Here is a 19,937-nt window from a genome sequence, read left to right on the forward strand (position 1 = left end):
GGGTGCAATTATCGCTCCTACTCAGGGATGGCCCTCCGGAGTTACTCTGAATTGAACACCGAATTTTCGTTCCTAGTAGACCAACACGCCGAAGAAGCCAGCTTCCTCGCCGTCCTGCGCGACTATGCCCTGCGCGCACCGCACTACGATCTAGACCACTTGAGCAACCTCGACAACCGCATCGACGCCCACCTCGACGGCCTTCGAATCGCTGGCGCCACCGGCCTGGAAACCCTCCTGATCCAACTCGGCCCGCACGCCATCGGCGAGATGTTCGCCAGTGTGGTGCTGGCTTTCGAGGCAGGTAACGCGCAGGTGTTGTCGCGGCTCAGCGAGCACTTGCGAAGTGCCTTGGAAACGGAGCGCGGGTATCTGATGGCCCTGGGGTGGCTCGACTGGGAGCGAATAGCGCCCTGGATCGAGCGCATGCTCGCCGCCCCTGCCCCGCTGTTCCGTCGCCTCGGCCTCGCGGCCTGTGGCATGCATCGCCACGACCCCGGCCCTGCCCTGCTGACCGGACTTTCCGATGCCGACCCCGGCGTGGTGGCACGCGCCGCCCGCACCGCCGGTGAATTGCGCCGACGTGACTTGTTGCCGACGATTCGGGCCCACCGTCTACACCAGGATCCAGCCACGCGTTTCTGGGCCAATTGGGCCACTGCGCAAATGGGCGATGAGCAAGCCTTGGAACCCCTGTGCGAGTTTGCCGAGCAAGCGGGCGAGTTCCAGTACCGCGCATGCTGTGTATTGCTGGCCTGGCAGAAGCGCGAACCCAGCATCGCCTGGATACGCCAGCTGGTACAGAATCCCGCGCAGCGGCGCATCGGCATCCAGGCCCTTGGGTTGCTGGGCGATCCGGTCAGCGTGACGTGGCTGATCCAGCAGATGAGCGACCTGCCTTATGCCCGCGTCGCCGGGGAGGCGTTCAGCCTGATGACCGGCGCCGACCTGGCGCTGCTCGATCTGGAGTTGAAGGACTTACCGGACTTCGATGCTGGCCCGAACGACGACCCGCAGGCCCCCAATGTCGCCATGGACCCCGATGAGGACCTGCCTTGGCCTGATCCGCAGGCAATCGAAGTCTGGTGGCAGGCTCATGGCGGCGATTTCCAGGTGGGCACTGGCTATGTGCTGGGGTTGCCGCAGAGCGAAAGCAGCTTTCGGCACGCCCTTTTCCGGGGCCAGCAACGCCAGCGCATTGCCGCCGCTTGTGGCGTTGCACGCTATCGGCCGAACGAAGTGCTTTTCCCTACCAGCGCACCGGCACGGCGGCAAAAGAGACTGCTGGGGAAACCGGCGGAATTTGGGCGATGATCCGTACACGTGCAGCGATGATTGAACTGTCAAACCTGAACGCGGCATCCTACGGGGACTTGTCGGCTGCGCCCTTCCTGGTACGGCTCTTGCGCTGCAGGGTGGTGCGCAGTTGGTCCAGTTGCCCCTCCAAGGTGTCGGCTCGGGCCTGCTGGGCGACCATCGTGTAACGCACCTCATCGAGGGCGAGCTGGGCCTCTTTCAGACGCGTTTCGAGCGAATGCCGCTGCTGCTCCCCCTGTTCTGCTGCCAGCTCGGCGCGCGCTTGTAGCTCCGCTGCCTGGCGTTGCGTTTCGGCTAGCTGGCTGCGGGTCTGCTCAAATCGGTGTTGCAGTTCATCGAACTGGCGCCGCAGCTCGCGGCACTCGCCCAGGCGTGCCTTGCTCTCCTCGCGCGCACGGTCGACTTCACGGTGGGCCCGCTCTTCCACGCCACGCACATAGGTTTCCTGGGCGAGCCGCTCCTGTTCAGCCTGTCGCTGCGCTTCTTGCAGTTCCTGCTGCAGGTTTTGCACCTGCAGCTGCATTTCGCTGCGCGATCGTTGCAATTCGCCGCGCTGGTGCTGCAAGTCATCGATCTGCGCCTGGCGCTGTTCGAGTAACCGCTCCAGGTCATTCAGGCGCACTTCGATGGCTTGCCGAGCCGCGGTGGCTTCCATAGCCTGCTGGCGAGCGCGGGCCGCGTCCTGGCGGATCTGCTCTTGTGCCATCGCCAGCTGCTCACGCTCGCTGTCGAGCACCTGGCGCTGGACGCTTAGCCCTTGCTCGATCACGCCTTGGGCCAATGTGGTCGCCTGCTGCCAGATACCCACGAAGGCCTGCGCGACCTCCATCGGTAACTCAGGCAACCGCGTTTCGCCGCGCAGCCGCCCCGCCAGTCGTTCCCACCATTGATCGAGCAAGGCGCCAACCCGTGCCGGGCTCCCACGGCCCAGCTCCAGGCGTACGCGTTCGACCGTGGGCCGCTCACCGCGCGCCAACACAGCATCCGCCGCTTCGAACACCGCCGTTTCCGGTACGCCTACCGCCATTGTCGTGCCCTCCGCTATATTAGGTCTGATAATGAATTGTTATCCGACTCTATAATCCTGTAACCAAATTTATAATACGTTGAACGTAATGAATAATACAGATGCTCCTCAAGTGATATTAGAAGGACCGTTGGAGCTGCATGGACTGGCCGAAAAGACCCGCGCCGCCGCCGAAGCGTTCATCGCCGCCGGCACCGCCGCCAACACCATGCGCAGCTACCGCAGCGCCTTCGCTTACTGGGGGGCGTGGTTGCAGCTGCGGTACAGGTGTGCGCTCGGTGATGGCGCCCTTCCGCCTTCCGTGGTGGTGCAGTTCATCGTCGATCATCTTGCTCGTCCGGACGGCGCTGGCGGCTGGACGCACTTGTTGCCAGCCAACGTCGATGCGGCACTGATCGCCGCCGGTGTCAAAAGCAAGCCTGGGGGGCTGGCATTCAGCACCGTCAGCCACCGCCTGGCGGTATTGGCCAAGTGGCACCGTTTGAACGAGTGGGATAACCCCTGCGAAGTCGCGGCGGTCAAGACCCTGCTGCGCGAGGCGCATAAGGCCCAGGCGCGCCAAGGCGTCACCCTGCGCAAGAAGACCGCCGTGGTTCTTGAACCGCTGCAGGCGATGCTTGCCACCTGTACTGACGGCGTGCGCGGGCTACGCGATCGCGCCCTGCTGCTGTTAGCCTGGAGTGGCGGAGGTCGGCGCCGCTCCGAAGTGATTGGCTTGCAGATTGAGGACCTGCGTCGGCTCGACACCGACACCTGGCTCTATGCGCTCGGTGCGACCAAGACCGATACCGGTGGGGTGCGCCGGGAAAAACCGCTCCGTGGCGTGGCGGCGCAAGCGCTAAACGCTTGGCTGGCAGCGGCACCGGCCCGCACCGGACCGCTGTTTCGTCGTCTGTACAAGGGCGGCAAGGTGGGTACGTCAGGACTGTCCGGCGACCAGGTCGCCCGCATCGTCAAGCGCCGTGCGCAACTGGCCGGTTTGGACGGAGACTGGGCGGCCCACAGCCTGCGTTCCGGCTTTGTCACGGAAGCCGGCCGCCAGGGCGTTCCCTTGGGTGAGGTGATGGCAATGACTGAACATCGCAGCGTGAGTACCGTGATGAGCTACTTTCAAGCCGGTGAATTGCTGAACAGTCGCGCCGGAGACTTGCTCAAGCCGGACTAGGATGCGCTGCATCAGCCGGGTAGCCTGCGCGCCACGACTGACATCAAAATGTCATCAACCCATCCCTGAAACGCCATATTCCCTGAGTAATGTCCTCGCCAATGAGATCGATCTCAAGCGAGTGACAATGACTGATTTAAAAGAAGTGGCACGGTTGGCTGGGGTATCGCGGGCGACTGCCGCGCGCGCCTTTGCTTCCCCCGAAGTGGTCCGTCCAGCCACCCGCGAACAGGTCTTCGCCGCCGCGCGCCAGCTCGGTTTTCGGCCTAATCGTCTCGGCCGGCAACTACGCCTGCAAGTGACCAAGCTGATCGGCGTGGTGGTTCCCAATCTGCTCAACCCGGTCTTCGCCGAGCAATTCCAGGCGATGGAGCGCGCGGCGCGTCTGCACGGTTACAACCTGCTCCTGGCCACGACCGACTACAGCAGCGAGCGCGAAAGTGTGGTGGTCGAGGAATTGTTGCGCCAGCGCGTCGATGGCCTCGTCCTCACGGTGACCGACGCCGAGAGTAGCCGCGTGCTGCAAAACCTGGTCAACGAGGACACCCCTTTTGTCCTGGCCTATCACCAGCCGTGCAATCCGGACTACAGCGCTGTGTCGGTGGACAACCGCGCCGGCATGGCCCTCGCCACCCGTTATCTGCTGGAAGCCGGTCATTGGCGCATTGGCATGGTGGCCGGCCCCGCCCTGCAGTCCGACCGTGCTCGCCTGCGGTATGCCGGTTATTGCGACGCGATGCGTGAGGCCGGCCTCGACGGCTTGCCAGTGATTGAAATGCCGGCCCATACCCAGGCCGACTTCGCCGCCATCGAGCCGCTGCTGCAAGGTCCGCAGGCCCTCAGTGCGCTGGTCTGCTCCAACGATTTACTGGCGATCAGCCTGATTGCGCAACTGCGGCGCAATGGTTGGCACGTGCCCAGGCAACTGTCGGTCATTGGCTTTGATGGCATCGCCCTTGGCACCCAGATGCACCCGACGCTGTGCAGTGTCGTTCAGCCCATTGAGGCGCTGGCTTGCACCGTGATCGATCAACTGCTGGCGCAGATCGCCGGCGCCACACCGGTTTCCCATTGCCTGCCCTGCCATATCCGGCCCGGCGAAAGTACTCAGCCCTACGAGGAGACGCTTGATGATCCGCTTCAGTAAAACCCTGGCGACGTTGCTGCTTTGCGGGGTTGCCAGCCTGGCCCAGGCCGCCGAGACGGCGATTTGTTACAACTGCCCGCCGGAATGGGCCGACTGGGGCACGCAACTCAAGGCAATTGCCGATACCACTGGCGTGCAAGTCCCGCTGGACAACAAGAACTCCGGGCAGGCATTGGCGCAACTGGTGGCCGAACAGGCCGCACCGGTGGCTGACGTGGTGTATTACGGCGTGACGTTTGGTTTGCAGGCGCAAAAAGCCGGGGTGGTCGGCACTTACAAACCCAAGGGCTGGGAGCAGATCCCGGCAGGCTTGAAGGACCCACAAGGACACTGGTTTGCCATTCATTCCGGCACCTTGGGCATCATGGTCAACGTCGATGCGCTGGGCGGCCTGCCCGTGCCGCAAAGCTGGGGCGACCTGCTCAAACCCGAGTACAAAGGCATGGTCGGCTACCTGGATCCGTCCAGCGCGTTCGTCGGCTACGTCTCTGCGGTCGCGATCAACCAGGCCATGGGGGGTAGCCTGGACAACTTCGCTCCGGCGATTGATTACTTCCAGAAACTGGCGAAAAACTCGCCCATCGTGCCCAAGCAGACGGCCTATGCGCGGGTGCTGTCCGGTGAGTTGCCGATCCTGGTGGATTACGACTTCAACGCCTATCGGGCCCGTTACAAGGACAAGGCCAACGTCGCTTTTGTGATTCCCAAGGAAGGCAGCATCAGCGTGCCTTACGTGATGAGCATCGTCGGCAACGCCCCCCATCGGGCCAACGCCGAGAAGGTTTTGGATTTCGTTCTGTCCGAACAGGGCCAGGCCCTTTGGGCCAAGGCGTACCTGCGTCCGGTGCGGGCAATGAAGATGCCTGCCGACATCGCCGCGCAGTTCCTGCCCGACAGCGATTACGCCCGGGCCGGAGTGGTCAATTACGAGCAGATGGCGGCAGCGCAGGAAGCCTTTTCCGCTCGCTACCTGAGAGAGGTCAAGTAAGTGACCGCTTCGGTATTAAAAGCCCGGGAGGTTCCCTCGGGCCGGGCCACGGTGCCGCGTTTGCGGCCGACCGCTGCCTGGGCCCTGGCGCCTGCCGCTGCGGTGTTGTTCGCGTTCTGGCTGTTGCCGTTGGCGCACCTGATCCTGCTCGGTGGGCAAAGTCGTAATGGCAGCGCGAACGGCTACTGGCAGGTGCTGGGCAGCGCGCAATACTTGGGCAGCCTGGCGCAGACCTGCCTGCTGGCCCTGGCGACAACCCTCGCGGCACTGCTGGTGGGCGGCATCAGTGGATTTTTTCTCAGTCGCCAGCGTTTCTTCGGGCGCTCGCTCCTGGTCGCCTTGTTGACTTTTCCACTGGCATTCCCCGGTGTGGTCGTCGGTTTCCTGGTGATTCTGTTGGCTGGCCGCCAAGGCTTGTTCGCCAGCCTCGGCCTTGAGCTGGCGGGTGAGCGCTGGATTTTTGCCTACTCGCTGATGGGACTGTGCATCGGTTACCTGTACTTCTCGATCCCGCGGGTGATCCTCACGGTGATGGCTGCATGCGAGAGCCTGGATCGAAGCCTGGAAGAAGCGGCTCGATCACTGGGGGCCGGCCCTTGGCGAGTGGTCTGTGATGTCATCGTTCCCGGTCTGGCGCCAGCACTGGTGTCGTGCGGGGCGATCTGCTTTGCGACGTCCATGGGAGCGTTCGGTACGGCTTTCACCTTGGGTACTCGGCTCAATGTGACACCGGTGGCTATCTACAACGTGTTCACCAACTACGCCAATTTCTCCGTGGCCGCTGCCCTGTCGGTGGTGCTGGGAGCGCTGACCTGGGTCGTGCTGCTACTGGCTCGGCGAATGGTCAAGAATTCGAGGACCGTCTTGTGAAGCGCTCCACGCTGTTTGTCGGGCAACTGGTGTTCACTCTGCTGGTCTGCGCCTTCATGTTGGTGCCCATCTTGATGTCGCTGCTGGCCGGGCTGACACGCAATTACTTCCAGGGAGTCTCCAGCGGTCTGACGTTCGATTGGCTGGTGCAGGTCTGGCAGGCCTATTCGCCCACGGTCTGGCTATCCCTGCAACTGGCCGTAGCCTGCGCGCTGTGTGTCTGCGTGGTGGGTGTGCCGGCGGCTTACGCGCTGGTGCGGATGAACAATCGCTTCAGCCGCGGGTTCGAGGAGTTGATGGTGCTGCCGGTGGCAATGCCAGGCTTGGCCAGCGCCTTGGCGTTGCTGCTCACCTACGGGCAGTTCGGCGGATTTCGCAGCAGCTGGCTATTCATTCTCGTCGGTCATGTGTTGTTCACCCTGCCGTTTCTGGTGCGTCCGGTGATGGCCGTGATGCAACGCCAGCAACTGCCTGTCCTGGAAGAAGCCGCGGCGAGCCTTGGCGCGGGGCCGCTGCGGCGATTCTTCAGTGTGGTTGTACCCAACTGCAGGGCAGGGATTCTCGCCGGGGTGTTAATGGTCGTTACCCTGTCACTGGGTGAGTTCAACCTGACGTGGATGCTTCACACCCCGATGACCAAGACGCTGCCAGTGGGCCTGGCTGACAGCTACGCCTCGGCCAGGCTGGAAGTTGCCAGCGCCTACACCCTCATATTCCTGCTGATGATCGTGCCGTTGCTGATTGCATTGCAGGCCATCAGCGCCCGCCTTTCCCGTGGAGAAAAACGATGAGCGGAACCACCATTCGCCTGGCGGGTTGCCGCAAGGCGTTCCCTGACGGCACCGTTGCCGTACATGACCTGGACTTGACCATTGAAGCCGGGGAAACCCTGGCGATCCTCGGCCCGTCCGGTTGCGGTAAAACCACCACTTTGCGCCTGATTGCCGGGCTTGAACGCCCGGATGTGGGGCAGGTGTTTTTTGGCGACACCGAGGTCACTCGTTTGCCCATCGAACGTCGCGACGTGGGCATGGTGTTCCAGAACTATGCGTTGTTTCCCAATCTGGATGTGGCCGGCAATATCGTCTACGGCCTGAAGATTCGCGGCATGGCGCCCGCTGAGCGGAACAAGCGTTGCTCGGAGTTGCTGGAACTGGTCGGTCTGCAGGATCACGGCAAGCGCAGCATCCACGAGTTGTCCGGTGGTCAGCGCCAGCGAGTCGCCCTCGCCCGCGCCCTGGCGCCCAAGCCCCGGGTATTGCTGCTCGATGAACCCTTGGCAGCGTTGGATGCACAGCTGCGTGAACGCTTGCGCAGCGAGTTGGATCAGCTGCTTCGCCACCTGGGTATTACCGCCGTGTTCGTCACCCATGATCAAGGCGAAGCCATGGCCCTGGGCAATCGGATCCTGGTCATGGAGCACGGCCGTGTCGCGCAGTTGGCCAGCCCGCGGGAAATCTATCAGCAACCCGCCAACGCCTTTGTTGCCAGTTTTGTCGGCAACCTCAACGCTTTTGCGGTGATCCAGCACACCCTCCAAGGCTTGAAAGTCCATGGCGGAGAGTTGCCTTGGCGCGGGCGCGGGCTGCCTGCCACGGTCTATTGCCGCCCGGAGCATTTGCGGGTGATGGAGGGCGAAGGACACCTGCGCGGGCGTCTGGTCGGCCAGTTTTTTCAAGGCGCCCAAAGCCGGCTGTTGGTGGACGTCGGCGCCGCCCAGCCATTGTTGGTGGACAGCCCCGACAGCAGCATCCATGCCCCTGGCGCCCTGCTCGCCTTGGCCGTCGAACCCCAAGTGCTGTTCACCCTGTCATCGTGATAGTTGTGTTCTCAGAGGATTTGTTTTGAATCATCCGTTTCTCATTGCACAGATCAGTGACCTGCACCTTAAAGCCGGGGAAAAACTGACCTATGGCGTCGTTGATACCCTGGCCGCGTTGCGTCATGCGGTCGACCATTTGAACGCCCATGTTCCACGCCCCGACATCGTGGTGATCAGTGGCGATCTGGTGGACTTCGGTCGGCCTGATGAATATGCCGTGCTGCGCCCCGAACTGGCACGCTTGCACATGCCGTGTTATCTGGTGCCCGGTAACCACGACAATCGCGAGCACCTGCGGGCAGCATTTGCCGACCACGACTACCTGCCGAGCCTGGCCGATACGCCCCTGGACTGGGTGGTTGAGGAGCATCCGCTGCGCCTGATCGGCCTGGACAGCACCATTCCCGGGGGCCATGGCGGCCAATTGCTGGACAGCCAACTGAGCTGGCTCGATGAACAATTGGCCCGTCGTCCCGAGGCTCCAACATTATTGGTTCTGCATCACCCGCCGTTTGTCAGTGGCATCGGCCATATGGACCGCGAGCCGTTCATCAACGCTTCGGCACTGGAGCAGGTCATCGCTCATCATCCGCAGGTGGAGCGTTTGCTGTGCGGGCATTTGCATCGGCCGATGCAGCGGCGCTTCGGCGGTAGCCTGGGCTGCGTGTGTCCCGGCACCTCGCATCAGATCGTCCTGGATCTACAACCAACCGCTCCCGCGCATTTCAATCTGGAACCACCGGGATACCTGCTGCATCACTGGCATGGGCAGGCTTTGGTGACCCATAACGGCGTGTTTGGCGAGTATCCCGGACCGTATCCGTTTTATGACGCTCATGGATTGATCGACTGATAACCCAGGGACTTTCACTGATGACCTGCTTTGGAGATTTAATCCCTACCCCACTCTATTCATTGAAGATTTTCTAACGAGTTATTGGACGCATCGGCCAATCATGTGATCGGCCGAGGGCTTCCTGCTGCCCTTTCACTTTGCCCGGAACAGAGGTTCCGCGCTGGAGTTCGTCCCGATGAAAACTATCTTTCAAGTGCTGAGTTTATTAACCGGCGGCGTGAGCATTGTCATGAGCCCGTTGGCGTCCGCTGACTTTATCAGCGACAGCAAAGCCAACTTGAACCTGCGTAACTTCTACTTCAACAACGATAACCGTGATGGAGCCGCCGCACCCTCGAAAACCGAAGAGTGGGGCGAAGCTTTCATGCTCAATTATCAATCCGGTTTTACCGACGGCACCGTCGGGTTCGGCCTGGACGCTATGGGCCTGCTGGGTTTGAAGCTCGACAGCGGCGCGGGTCGTCATGTCGGCGGCTCGATGTTCCCCAACGATGGAGACAAGGCCGCTGACCAATGGGCGCGTCTCGGTGCAACGGCGAAGATGCGCGTCTCCAAGACCGAATTGCGCTACGGCACCTTGCAGCCGAAATTACCGATCCTGGTTTCCAATGATGGTCGCCTGCTGCCGCAAACCTTCGAGGGTGGCCAAGTCACCAGCAATGAAATCGACAATCTGACCTTCACTGCCGGGCAACTGGAGCATGCCACCGGCCGTGCGTCCAGCGACAGGGCCGGCCTGGCCGTGGCGGGTGGCAGCCAGGAAAGCAATAAATTCACCTTTGCCGGTGGCGATTACAAACTGACCAAGGATCTGACCGCCCAGTATTACTACGCCAATCTTGAGGATTATTACCAGCAGCACTTCGCCGGTCTGTTGCACGTTTTACCACTGGGTGAATACGGCTCATTGAAAACCGACTTGCGTTACTTCAAGACCACGTCCGATGGCAAGAACAGCAGCTCGGCAGGTCGCGCCAGTGGTTACAAACTCGGCGGCTATACCAAAGACGGTAGCGGTGAAATCGACAACGACACCTGGAGCGCGGCGTTCATTTACTCGCTGGGTGGCCATGCCATTACCGCGGGTTATCAAAGCGTTTCCGAAGACAGCAACTTTACCCAACTCAACCAGGGCGGCCTGGTGGGTAAAGGCGAAGGCGGCGCCAGTCTGTATCTCTACACCGACCGCACCATCCAGACGTTCATCCAGGCCGGTGAGCGCACGGCATTCGCCCAATATGCCTACGACTTCGCAGCACTTGGTGTACCGGGGTTGAAGGCGTCGGTGATGTACCTCAAGGGCGACAATATCCAGACGGCCAGCGGCCAGGACGCCAGTGAATGGGAACGCGACATCTCCCTGGACTATGTGATCCAGAGCGGTGCGTTGAAGAATGTCGGTTTTGGCTGGCGCAACGGCATGTCTCGCAGCGATATTGCTCGCGACCAGGATCAGAATCGGCTGATTGTGAGCTATAGCATCCCGTTGATGTAAGCGCTCAGCGTTACTCAGGGCCTGGGAGTTGCGTCATGCGTAAAGCGCTCCTGGCCCTGAAGTCATCCGTTCCAGGGATGATGTTCGACAACTTAATTCGCAAGATCAGGCAAGTATCCGCCCGGATTGTGCAATCAAACCCATGGATTGCTTCCTATAGTTCACCAGAGCCAAACCAAATGGAGCTGGTCCCCCTATGAGCGCCCTCAACATCAATGGCCGGGAATACACAGTCGACGTAGACCCTGGCACTCCCATCCTCTGGACCCTGCGCGACACGCTGGGCATGACCGGCACCAAGTTCGGCTGCGGTGCGGCATTGTGCGGAGCCTGCACTGTGCACCTCGATGGCCAGGCCATTCGTTCCTGCGTGACGCCGATTGCCGCCGCCGAAGGCAAGCAGATCACCACCATCGAAGCAGCCACCAATGGCAGCGACCCGGTCGGCAGCGCCGTACACGAGGCGTGGGTCAAGCACGACGTGGCGCAATGCGGCTACTGCCAGAGCGGCCAGATCATGAGCGCGACGGCCTTCCTCAAGGCCCAGCCCAAGGGCAAACAACCTACAGCGGCTGAAATCGATTCAGCCATGGCCGGAAACATCTGCCGCTGTGGCACCTACGCCCGTATCCGCGCCGCGGTGGCTGATGCCGCCAAAGCCCTTGCCTGATCGGAGCTGACCATGTTGAACGAGATCTTCCCAAACGAGCTCCCTCGGGCCTTGCAGCACATGCTTGAACGCGATGCCGACGGCCCCACAGCCCTTCCCCGTCGCAGTTTTCTCAAGATCGTCGGCATCGGCGGGCTGGCCTTGGGGGCGTTTCCACACTTGGCCCTGGCGCAGGAGGCGAATGCTGTCGGCGCCGGGCCACTCAAGCCGACTCAGCAACCCTCCGCCTTCGTGCAGATCGCGCCCAACGGCGAGGTGACGGTGACCATCAACCGGCTGGAGTTCGGCCAGGGTGTGCAAACCGGCCTGCCGATGATTCTTGCCGAAGAGTTGGATGCCGACTGGAGCCTGGTGCGCAGTCGCAACGGCAGCAACGACGCCGCCTACATGGATCCGAATTTCGGCATCCACCTCACCGGCGGCTCCAATTCAATCAAGAACAGCTACATCCAGTACCGCGAACTCGGCGCCCGTGCCCGTGCCATGTTGCTTGCCGCAGCCGCCGCGAGCTGGAACGTCGACGTGGCGAGCCTGAGCACCCAATCCGGCATGGTGCTCGGTCCGGCGGGCCGCAAGGCGAGCTACGGTGAACTGGCCGAAGCCGCGATGGCGATGCCCGTGCCCGAACACATCACGCTCAAGGATCCCAAGGACTTTCGCATCATCGGCCAGGCCACCACGCGCATCGATGCCAAGGCCAAGAGCAGCGGCCAACAGGATTTCGGCATCGACATGCACCTTCCTGGGCAACTCACGGCTGTCGTCGCCCGACCACCGGTGTTCGGCGCCAAAATCGCCTCTTTGGATGACAGCGCGGCGCGTGCCACGAAGGGCGTAAAAGCCGTGTTGCGGGTGCCGTTGGACGGCGGTGCGGAAGGCGTTGCAGTGGTCGCGGAGGGTTACTGGCAGGCCAAGCTGGCACGCGATGCGTTGAAGGTTGAATGGAACACGGCCGGGATAGAAAAAGTGGACAGCGAAACCCAATTGGCTCAGTACCGGGACCTGGCCGGCCAACCCGGCCCACTCCATTTCGATGCCGACATGACGCCCCTTGCCAGCGCGCCGCATCAGCTGGAAGCCGAGTTTGTATTCCCCTACCTCGCCCACGCCCCCATGGAGCCGTTGAACTGCACCGTACAGCTTGGCGAGGATGGCGCCCAATTGTGGGTCGGCACGCAGTTTCCCGGTGGCGACGGCGCCGCGGCCGCCAAGGTGCTGGGTCTCAAGCCCGAACAGATCCAGGTGAACGTGCAGACCGCGGGCGGCGGCTTTGGCCGGCGTGGCGTGCCCAGCAACGATTTCGCCGTGCTGGCATGCGAGGTGGCCAAGGCCGCGCGCACCGCTGGGCTGAATGCACCGATCCGTACCCTGTGGAGCCGGGAAGACGACATCAAGGGTGGCTATTACCGGCCCATGCACCTTCACCGCGCGCGGATCGGTTTTGATGACAACGGCAAGGTCCTGGCTTGGGATCACGCCCTGGTCGGGCAATCGATCATCACCGGCACCGTGTTCGGCGGGCGGGTGAAAAACGGCATCGACCCTACCGCGACGGAAGGCCTGCGCAATCCTTACCCGATACCGATGCGCCTGACAGTCCATCATCCCAAACTCAACGTACCCGTGCTCTGGTGGCGCAGCGTAGGCTCTACTCACACGGCCTTCGTCATGGAGACGCTGATCGATGAGATCGCCCGGACGACCAAGCAAGATCCGGTGGCCTACCGAATGAAACTGTTCGGCGATCAAAGCCCTCGCCATCGCGAAGCCCTGCAACTGGCCGTGGACAAAAGTGAGTATGGCAAGCGTCAACTCCCGGCCGGCCGTGCCTGGGGCGTGGCGGTACATGAGTCGTTCAGTTCCGTAGTGGCTTACGTCGTGGAAGCCTCCGTGCAGGACGGCCGTCCAGTGCTGCACCATGTCACCGCTGGCGTTCACTGCAACCTGGCCGTCAACCCGCGCAGCGTGGAAGCCCAGGTGCAAGGCGCTGCCCTGATGGGCTTGTCCATGTGCCTGCCGGGTGGCGCCATCACCCTGAAAGACGGTGTCGTGCAACAAAGCAACTTTGCCGACTTCAGCGTGCCGCGCATCACCGACATGCCGGAGTTTGCCGTTCACATCGTGCCAAGTGCCGAACCCCCCACGGGGATGGGGGAGCCCGGCTTGCCGGCGTTGGCCCCCGCTTTTGCGAATGCCGTGGCGAGCCTGACGGGTAAGCCGTTGCGGCAGTTGCCTTTCAAGATGGCGTGACCGTCTGGAAACGGCAGCTGTGCATCCGCCAGGCCGCTGTCAGAGATGATCAGCGTCGATCACAGCCTGGGCGAAAGCCTGCGGAGCTTCCTGCGGCAGGTTGTGGCCGACACCGCCATCGATCAGGCGATGCTCGTAGCGGCCGGTGAAACGCTTGGCGTAGGCTTCTGCCGGTGGGTGCGGAGCGCCGTTGGCATCGCCCTCAAGGGTGATGGTTGGCACGCTGATGACTGGGAACGTCGCCAGTTTTTTCTCCAGTCCGGCGTATTTGGCCTCGCCCTTGACCAGGCCCAGGCGCCAGCGATAGTTGAAGATTGAAACGGCGACGTGATCGGGGTTCTGTAAGGCAGCGGCGCTTCGGTCGTAAGTTGCGTCATCGAAATTCCACTTCGGCGAGGCCAGTTTCCAGATCAGCTTGGCAAAATCATGAGTGTTTTTCTCGTAGCCCAGCCGGCCGCGCTCTGTCGCGAAGTAGAACTGATACCACCACTGCAACTCGGCGGCGGGCGGCAGCGGTGCCTTGCCCGCTTCCTGGCTGCCTATCAAGTAGCCGCTCACCGCCACCAGCGCCTTGACCCGCTCCGGCCAAAGGGCCGCGACAATATCAGCCGTGCGTGCGCCCCAGTCATAACCACCGAGCACGGCCTGCTTGATGTTCAGGGCGTCCATGAAGTCGATGAGGTCGCTGGCTAGCGCGGAAGGTTGGCCGTTGCGCAGGGTCTTGGCCGACAGGAAGCGTGTATCGCCATAACCGCGGGCGTAGGGAATCAACACCCGATAGCCCTTCTCGGCCAGCGCCGGCGCGACGTCGGCGTAGCTGTGGATGTCATAGGGCCAACCGTGCAGCAGGATGACCACCGGGCCGTCGGCAGGACCGACCTCGGCATAGGCCACGTCCAGCAGGCCAGCCTTGACGTGCTTGAGCGGGCCGAACGAAGTGTGACTGCCGGGAGTGATGGCGCCAACCGTGCTGGCAGGCACACTCGCAGCCACCTCGGCAGCGCTGGCCTGGGACGAGGAAAACCCCAACGCCCCCAACTGCATCAAGGCGAACGCCAGGATGGAGGGTGCAAGCAGGCGCCGATGCCGGGGGGTGGATGTGTGCTGCGACAGGGTCATTTCCATGGTGGATCTCCTTGTAAACGGGTGAGCCCAGGAGACGGCGTTTGCTGTCTCGATGGGGCTATTTCACGCCGTCAAGGTATCCAGGATGTGTCGTCGAGCGGTCGCAACAGCAACGTTTCGTGTCTGTCGTGGTGGTTGATACATAGGGATACATTCTGCGCAGAAACGTGGGCCGTCCAGGGGCATCAGGCCGCGCCTGACTTCCCGTGAAACGCCTGCCCCAACACCGCCAGGCGCTCCGCCAACGGCGGCAGGCATTGGCTGCTGCGAGTCAGGATGCCGATATTGTCGGCGTTGTGCTCGGCCACCGCCTGCACGGCTTGCAAGCGCTCATTGATGCCCCGCGAAGCCTTGGCTTGCTCCTGTGTCGTGCTGGCGATCAGATCGTTGAAGTGGTTGATCACCGCGATGTCTTCCACCACGGCGTGCAACAGTTGCGAGGCAAGTTGGCTGGCGGATACGCAGCGTTCCACTCCGTCGCGGCTGTCCTGCATGGCGACGGCGGCCTGGCGGCTGCCCTGCTGGAGCTTGGCAATGATCTGCTGGATTTCGGTGGTGGACGTCGAGGTTCTTTGCGACAGGGTCCGGACTTCGTCGGCCACCACCGCAAACCCACGACCCTGCTCGCCGGCCCGGGCCGCTTCGATGGCGGCGTTGAGGGCCAGCAGGTTGGTTTGCTCGGCGATGCCGTTGATCACGTCCAGTACCTGGCCAATCTGTTGCGCCTGTTCGGCCAAGACTTGTACCGTTTCGTTGGTCAGGTTGATGCGCCCTGCCAGTTCGACGATTTCTTCGCGAGTCTGGTCAACGGTGCTGCGTCCGCGGTTGACCTGCTCGTTTGCCTGTCCGGCGCGTTGCAAAGTCTGGTCGACGTGGCCAGCAATGTTGTCCATGGCCTGGACCAGATGGCCGATCGCGCCACTCATCTGTGCAACTTCGTCCAGTTGGTGGCGGGCACCGCTTTGCAGGGTCTGGCCGACCTGGGACAGATCCTGGCCGAGGTCCGACAGGTTTCGGGTATCACGCACTACGCCGTCCACCAGGTTGGTGACTTGTTGCAGGAAGTGATCGAAGCGTTCACCCGAAGAGACTTTGACCCCTTGATTGCGCTGGGCACCGGCATCGCTGCTCAGCTTCGTGGCGGCGGCCAGTACTTTGTCGAGCACGTCCTGGTTGTCCGTGGCATCGGCCAGGCTCTGGTTCGCCAGATAAATCAGGATCACGCTTTCCACCACCACGTAGAACGCGTGCAGGAAGACCATGTTCCAGCCGCCGTGGGCATCCATGACGAACACCGGATAGCCCTGATGCTGAAGCCAGTGGAAACCCAGGTGGTGGACGGCGATGGTGGCGGCAGCCACGACAATCGGCAGCCAGTCCCGGTAGAACGTCAGCACCGCCAACAGCACGAAAATCCCGAAGTGGAACTCGATCACGCCATGGGCCTGGTTGATGTGCAACGCCGCCATGACCATCAGCGCCACGGCGATGACACAGCGCATGGCGCGGGTTCCGCCCAGTCCGCGATAAAGGACGGTGGTCAGCACGCAAGTCGGCCCGCCCACCAGCAACGCCTGGGTGAAGGTCGAATGCATGAACGCCAGGCACAGCGCATACAGCAGCGTGAGCCAAAGCAGCCCCAGCATAATGCGATCGGCTTTACGGTGGTGATCGTTAAAGCGCACGAGCGATGTCATGGAGGGCTGTCCTTTTCGGATACTCGGAGGGTCCGTTACCAATGCCGGTTTCAGGCCTTATCGGCGTCTCGGAGTGAAACTGTAGCTGATTATCATCATCAGATGGCATTGAGCCATCAATCTTTTTCCCACAGGCCTTTGCTTTATGATGTTCGCCATCTCATCCCCTGACTGATGGAACCCCCATGACATTCGATTTCGACACGGTATTGGAGCGCCACGGTACCGGTAGCACCAAATGGAGCCGCTACCCGGCCGATGTGCTGCCGATGTGGGTGGCCGATATGGACTTCCCTGCCCCGCCCGTGGTCATCGACGCGCTGCAAAAGCGCCTCGAACATCCAATGCTGGGTTACAGCGTGGCTCAGGACGGTTTGCGCGCGGCCATCGTCGCCGATCTGTGGAGCAAGTACGCCTGGCGCGTCGAACCCCAGCAGATCGTGTTCCTGCCTGGGGTCGAACCGGGTTTCAACATGGCGCTCCGTGCCTTGGTGGAACCGCAGCAGAACGTCGTCGTGCAGGTGCCCAACTACCCGCCGCTGCGTAACGCACCGGGCCATTGGAACTTGAATAAAGTGGAATTGCCGTTCAACCCGGCCAATGGTCAATTCCATACCCCGCTGGCCGCGTTGCGCGAGGCCTTGCAGGGCGGTGGTGCGCTATTGCTGAGCAATCCCCACAACCCGTTGGGCAAGGTGTTTGACCGGGAAGAACTCAAGGCCGTGGCGGACATCTGCCTGGAGCAGGATGCCTGGATCATCTCCGATGAGATTCATGCCGAGCTGTGCTTCGACGGGCGCGTGCACATCCCCACCGCCTCCCTCGGCGCGGAAATTGCCGCGCGCACCATCACCCTGATGTCCGCCAGCAAGGCCTACAACATCGCCGGGTTGAAAACCTCGTTTGCCATCATCCAGGACGCCAAGGTGCGCGAGCGGGTCAACAACGCCCGGGCCGGCATGGTCGACAGCGTCAACGCCCTGGGCCTTGAAGCGACCCGCGCGGCCTACAGCGAGGCCAGCCCGTGGCTGGAGGGTTTGAAGGCGTATCTGCAAACCAACCGCGATTTCCTGGTCGAAGCGGTGAACACTCGCCTGCCGGGCATCACCATGACCGTGCCCCAAGGCACTTACCTGGCCTGGCTGGATTGTTCCGCGCTGGGGCTGGACGATCCGCAGGGGTTCTTCCTGAAGGAAGCCAAGGTCGGCCTCAGTGCCGGGCTGGATTTTGGCGACGATTCAGGGCAGTTCGTGCGCCTGAACTTCGGCTGCCCACGGGCGCTGCTGGAGGAAGGGATTGCGCGGATGGAACGCAGCTTGAAGGCTCGACGCTGATCCCACTAACGAAGAAATCCCCCTGTGGCGAGGGAGCTTGCTCCCGCTGGGCTGCGCAGCAGCCCCCTTGGATCTGTCTGAAAAACCGAGTCGATGGATTTTGGGGCCGCTTCGCGACCCAGCGGGAGCAAGCTCCCTCGCCACAATGAAGCGGTGTCTAGTCATGCATATCCGGCGCATACACAAAACACAGCTTGTTCCCCTCCGGATCCCGGCAATAGGCGCCGAAATACCCTTCCGAGTACTGAGGCCTGAGTCCCGGCGCACCTTCATCGAAGCCGCCCAGGGCGATGGCCTGCTCCCAGGCCGCACGCACGGACTGCGGTGAGTCGGCGGCGAAGCTTACTTGCATGCCGTTGCCCCAGGTTGCAGGCAAACCATTGAAAGGCAGTTGTACGAAAACCTGCGGCCAGTGCTTGCCGGGCTGATGCCAGCCCTCCCCCGGTGGGCCCGAGTCGTTTTCGCTCGGCATGCGCACCAATCCCAGGCAGCCTAGGACTGCATCATAGAAAGCGACCATTTTCGGCAAGTCGCGCGCGCCGATCTGTATGTGGCTGAACATACTCTGCTCCTTATTCAAACGGCTCCAACATTAGTCGATGCTGGCTGTTTATCGACGAAACCCGGCGCATGACGCTCATCGACCGACAGGATAATCCGACCGAACTCTCCCAGAAAACCCGAAGTCCACCCTCCATCGCAACCAGCATGGAGAACGACAATGGTCGACTACCCTTTCCCACCTTTTCCGAAACAAAGCCAGGCCGTCCCCGGTTCCCAACGGAAAATGGATCCCTACCCGGATTGCGGCGAGCAGAGCTACACCGGTTCAGGACGACTGGCGAACAAGATCGCCCTGATTACCGGCGCCGACAGCGGCATCGGTCGCGCCGTCGCCATTGCGTTTGCCCGTGAAGGCGCTGACGTAGCGATTGCCTATCTGGACGAACACGAAGACGCCAAGGAAACCGCCCGCTGGGTCGAACAGGCCGGCCGCCAGTGCCTGCTGCTGCCCGGCGACTTGGCGGACAAAGACCAATGCCGCAAAACCGTCGACGAAACCGTTGCGCGTTTCGGGCACATCGACGTCCTGGTCAACAACGCCGCGTTCCAGATGACCCACGAAAACCTGGAAGAGATTCCCGACGAAGAATGGGTGCGCACTTTCGATATCAACATCACGGCGATGTTCAGGATCTGCCAGGCCGCTGTGCCGCACATGAAGCCTGGTGGATCGATCATCAACACCAGCTCGGTCAACTCCGACATGCCCAAGCCGACGCTCCTGGCCTACGCCACCACCAAGGGCGCCATCGCCAACTTCACCGGAGGCCTGGCGCAGATGCTTGGCCCCAAGGGCATCCGGGTCAACAGCGTGGCCCCGGGACCGATCTGGACACCGCTGATCGTGGCGACCATGCCTGAGGAAGAAGTGCAGAATTTCGGCTCGCAGACGCCCTTGGGCCGTCCCGGTCAACCGGTGGAAGTGGCGCCGATCTATGTGCTGCTGGCTTCGGATGAGTCGAGCTACATTTCTGGCTCGCGGTATGGAATCACGGGGGGTAAGCCGATGCTTTGATGGCCCGTGGCGAGGGAGCTTGCTCCCGCTGGGCTGCGCAGCAGCCCCTTGGATCTGTCTGAAAAACTGAGTCAATGGATTTTGGGGCCGCTTCGCGACCCAGCGGGAGCAAGCTCCCTCGCCACAAAAAAGCAACGGCTGTTCAGGTCTTGTCGTTGGCAATCACCGAAATCTTCCCGTTACGCTCAATGATCGCAAACTTGATTTGCTCCAGGGCCTCGATGCCTTGGCTCGAGCGCGCCGCTTCCATGATGTCGGCTTCCACCAGCCGGGCGTGGCGCAGGCGAGCCTCAAGGATCCGGCCGTTTTCGACAACAACCGTCGGTCCACCGTCAATCAACCGCGAAACCCAACTGGAACGTTGTTTGAGCAACGAAAAACCGACATCGATGGCAATCAGCGTGACGATCACCATCAGCGCGTTGGTCATGGAGAAATCATCCCCTAGCAGCGCCTGCTGGGTGGCCTCGCCGATGATCATCAGTAGCACGAAGTCGAAGGTGGTGAGTTCCGCCAGGGACCGACGTCCGGCGATCTTGAACAACACCATCAGCGCCATATACATCGCGGCAGCCCGCAACACCGAGTCCATACG

General features: G+C 61.9%; 18 protein-coding genes. 13 read left to right on the plus strand and 5 right to left on the minus strand.

Annotation, left to right across the window (positions count from 1 at the left end; all coding sequences use genetic code 11):
- Nucleotides 1-51: 51 nt before the first annotated feature.
- Nucleotides 52-1,314 (plus strand): TIGR02270 family protein, encoded by a 1,263-nt coding sequence (locus QNH97_RS13790; protein ID WP_283557337.1) that lies wholly within the window; start codon nt 52-54, stop codon nt 1,312-1,314.
- A 49-nt stretch (nt 1,315-1,363) separates the two neighbouring features.
- On the opposite strand, the gene QNH97_RS13795 is transcribed toward QNH97_RS13790, so the two are convergent.
- Nucleotides 1,364-2,344 (minus strand): DNA-binding protein, encoded by a 981-nt coding sequence (locus QNH97_RS13795; protein WP_283557338.1) that lies wholly within the window; start codon nt 2,342-2,344, stop codon nt 1,364-1,366.
- A gap of 88 nt (nt 2,345-2,432) precedes the next feature.
- Between QNH97_RS13795 and QNH97_RS13800 the strand changes: the two genes are divergently transcribed.
- From QNH97_RS13800 to QNH97_RS13845, 10 genes are all read left to right on the plus strand, one after another.
- Nucleotides 2,433-3,509 (plus strand): site-specific integrase, encoded by a 1,077-nt coding sequence (locus QNH97_RS13800; RefSeq protein ID WP_283557339.1) that lies wholly within the window; start codon nt 2,433-2,435, stop codon nt 3,507-3,509.
- A 127-nt stretch (nt 3,510-3,636) separates the two neighbouring features.
- Nucleotides 3,637-4,656: a LacI family DNA-binding transcriptional regulator gene (locus tag QNH97_RS13805; RefSeq protein WP_283557340.1), complete on the plus strand. Its 1,020-nt coding sequence runs from the start codon at nt 3,637-3,639 to the stop codon at nt 4,654-4,656.
- The gene (locus tag QNH97_RS13810; protein WP_123416655.1) at nt 4,640-5,644 is read left to right on the plus strand and encodes an ABC transporter substrate-binding protein; all 1,005 of its coding nucleotides are present in this window, start codon (nt 4,640-4,642) and stop codon (nt 5,642-5,644) included. The genes QNH97_RS13805 and QNH97_RS13810 overlap by 17 nt, the downstream gene beginning before the upstream one ends.
- Nucleotides 5,645-5,695: 51 nt before the next feature.
- Complete coding sequence (locus tag QNH97_RS13815; protein WP_283557484.1) at nt 5,696-6,514, plus strand: ABC transporter permease; 819 nt, start codon at nt 5,696-5,698, stop codon at nt 6,512-6,514.
- The gene (locus tag QNH97_RS13820) at nt 6,511-7,305 is read left to right on the plus strand and encodes an ABC transporter permease (protein WP_283557341.1); all 795 of its coding nucleotides are present in this window, start codon (nt 6,511-6,513) and stop codon (nt 7,303-7,305) included. The genes QNH97_RS13815 and QNH97_RS13820 overlap by 4 nt, the downstream gene beginning before the upstream one ends.
- The gene (locus tag QNH97_RS13825; RefSeq protein ID WP_283557342.1) at nt 7,302-8,333 is read left to right on the plus strand and encodes an ABC transporter ATP-binding protein; all 1,032 of its coding nucleotides are present in this window, start codon (nt 7,302-7,304) and stop codon (nt 8,331-8,333) included. Before QNH97_RS13820 ends, QNH97_RS13825 begins: the two co-directional genes overlap by 4 nt.
- A gap of 25 nt (nt 8,334-8,358) precedes the next feature.
- Entirely contained in the window at nt 8,359-9,189 is an 831-nt protein-coding gene (locus tag QNH97_RS13830; RefSeq protein WP_283557343.1) for a phosphodiesterase, read from the plus strand.
- A 178-nt stretch (nt 9,190-9,367) separates the two neighbouring features.
- Complete coding sequence (locus QNH97_RS13835; RefSeq protein ID WP_283557344.1) at nt 9,368-10,687, plus strand: OprD family porin; 1,320 nt, start codon at nt 9,368-9,370, stop codon at nt 10,685-10,687.
- Between the two features lie 196 nt (nt 10,688-10,883).
- On the plus strand, nt 10,884-11,357 hold the full coding sequence (locus QNH97_RS13840) for a (2Fe-2S)-binding protein (RefSeq protein WP_283557345.1): 474 nt from the start codon (nt 10,884-10,886) through the stop codon (nt 11,355-11,357).
- A 12-nt stretch (nt 11,358-11,369) separates the two neighbouring features.
- Nucleotides 11,370-13,607, plus strand: coding sequence for a xanthine dehydrogenase family protein molybdopterin-binding subunit (locus QNH97_RS13845; RefSeq protein WP_283557346.1), 2,238 nt, complete (start codon nt 11,370-11,372; stop codon nt 13,605-13,607).
- 39 nt (nt 13,608-13,646) lie between these two features.
- Here the strand turns inward: QNH97_RS13845 and QNH97_RS13850 are convergent, their stop codons facing one another.
- Both QNH97_RS13850 and QNH97_RS13855 read right to left on the minus strand, forming a co-directional pair.
- Nucleotides 13,647-14,732: an alpha/beta fold hydrolase gene (locus tag QNH97_RS13850; RefSeq protein ID WP_283557347.1), complete on the minus strand. Its 1,086-nt coding sequence runs from the start codon at nt 14,730-14,732 to the stop codon at nt 13,647-13,649.
- A gap of 185 nt (nt 14,733-14,917) precedes the next feature.
- Nucleotides 14,918-16,429 carry a methyl-accepting chemotaxis protein gene (locus QNH97_RS13855; RefSeq protein ID WP_283557348.1) on the minus strand — a complete coding sequence of 504 codons (1,512 nt, stop codon included), beginning with the start codon at nt 16,427-16,429 and terminating at the stop codon, nt 14,918-14,920.
- Between the two features lie 185 nt (nt 16,430-16,614).
- Here QNH97_RS13855 and QNH97_RS13860 point away from each other — a divergent pair, with 185 nt between their 5' ends.
- On the plus strand, nt 16,615-17,763 hold the full coding sequence (locus tag QNH97_RS13860; RefSeq protein ID WP_283557349.1) for a MalY/PatB family protein: 1,149 nt from the start codon (nt 16,615-16,617) through the stop codon (nt 17,761-17,763).
- 157 nt (nt 17,764-17,920) lie between these two features.
- On the opposite strand, the gene QNH97_RS13865 is transcribed toward QNH97_RS13860, so the two are convergent.
- Complete coding sequence (locus QNH97_RS13865) at nt 17,921-18,325, minus strand: VOC family protein (protein WP_283557350.1); 405 nt, start codon at nt 18,323-18,325, stop codon at nt 17,921-17,923.
- Nucleotides 18,326-18,484: 159 nt separating this feature from the next.
- Between QNH97_RS13865 and QNH97_RS13870 the strand changes: the two genes are divergently transcribed.
- On the plus strand, nt 18,485-19,342 hold the full coding sequence (locus QNH97_RS13870; RefSeq protein WP_283557351.1) for an SDR family oxidoreductase: 858 nt from the start codon (nt 18,485-18,487) through the stop codon (nt 19,340-19,342).
- A gap of 142 nt (nt 19,343-19,484) precedes the next feature.
- Here the strand turns inward: QNH97_RS13870 and QNH97_RS13875 are convergent, their stop codons facing one another.
- Nucleotides 19,485-19,934 (minus strand): DUF421 domain-containing protein, encoded by a 450-nt coding sequence (locus tag QNH97_RS13875; protein WP_283557352.1) that lies wholly within the window; start codon nt 19,932-19,934, stop codon nt 19,485-19,487.
- Nucleotides 19,935-19,937: the final 3 nt, after the last annotated feature.

Source organism: Pseudomonas sp. G2-4 (genome assembly GCF_030064125.1).
In the GTDB taxonomy this organism is placed as follows: Bacteria; Pseudomonadota; Gammaproteobacteria; order Pseudomonadales; family Pseudomonadaceae; genus Aquipseudomonas.